1 protein-coding gene is annotated in these 1132 nt (G+C 71.6%); it reads left to right on the top strand.

What is annotated here, in order from left to right:
* Positions 1–1127 (top strand): 2,3-butanediol dehydrogenase (locus tag AC559T_RS13725; protein ID WP_498868930.1); only part of this gene is annotated, 1127 nt, incomplete at its 5' end.
* Positions 1128–1132 lie beyond the last annotated feature (5 nt).

Below are 1132 nucleotides of genomic sequence, written 5' to 3'. Positions count from 1 at the left end.
GACGGTGGTCGCCGGTAGCTCCTCGGCTGCTGTCGGCCGGATCACCCATCCACGATTCCTCAAGGCGGTACGTCATGATCGCGGCCAGGCTGCACGGTCCCCGGGACCTTCGCCTCGACGAAATCCCCGAGCCCGAACCGGCGGCGGGTGAAGTGAAGATCGCCATCGCTCACAACGGCCTGTGCGGCACCGACCTGTTCGAGATCTTCTCCGGGCCGAGGGTCTGTACGACCGTGCCGCACCCGCTCACCGGCGGCGTGCTGCCTCAGATCGTCGGTCACGAGTTCGCCGGGGTGGTGGCCGCCATCGGGCCGGACGTCCCCAACGTGGCGGTCGGTGACCGCGTGTGCGTCGAGCCGCTGTACTCCTGCGGTGACTGCGACCGATGCCGGGCCGGCCTGCCCCAGCTGTGCCGCCAGGTCATGACGCACGGCCTGTGTTCCCACGGGGGCGGTCTGGCCCAGTTCACCGTCGTCCCGCACACGATGGTGCATCACATCCCTGCGTCGATGTCCCTGGCCGACGCCGCGCTCGTGGAGCCGATGTCGGTCGCGTTCAACGGCGTGCTCCGCTCCCGCGCCGCGCCGGGCCAGTCCGCGCTCGTGTTCGGCGCCGGACCGATCGGGATCGGAGTCGTCCTCGGTCTCCGCGCCGTCGGCGTGGACGACATCCTGCTCGTCGAGCCGGCACCGGCCCGCCGGGCGGCCGTCGCGAAGCTCGGTGTCGCCGACGTCCTCGACCCCGACACCGCCGACATCACCGACGCGGTGCAGGCGCGGACGGGGGGCCGCGGCGTCGATGTCGCGGTGGACGCGGCCGGGGCGCCCGTCACGTTCGCGCTCGCCCCGGACGTGCTCCGCGCCCGTGGACGCTACGTCGGGATCGCCTTCTCCGACCGGGACGTCGACTTCGCGCCATGGGTGCTGGCCCGCAAGGAGATCGAGCTCACCGGATCCCTGGGATACGGACCCGGCGTGTTCTCCCGAGTGATCGAGCTCATCGCCGGCGGCGCCTACCCGACCGCGGGCTGGGTCGACCACATCGAGCTCCACAACCTTCGCAGCGCACTCGACGACCTGCGAAGCGGCCGCCGCATGAAGGTTCTGGTCGACCTCCCCGCCACCTGACCGAC

Origin of the sequence: Frankia sp. Hr75.2, from assembly GCF_949319125.1 — a bacterium.
In the GTDB taxonomy this organism is placed as follows: Bacteria; Actinomycetota; Actinomycetes; order Frankiales; family Frankiaceae; genus Parafrankia; species Parafrankia soli.
Note: the sequence above shows the minus strand (reverse complement) of the source record. Positions and strands in the feature narration are given on the sequence as shown.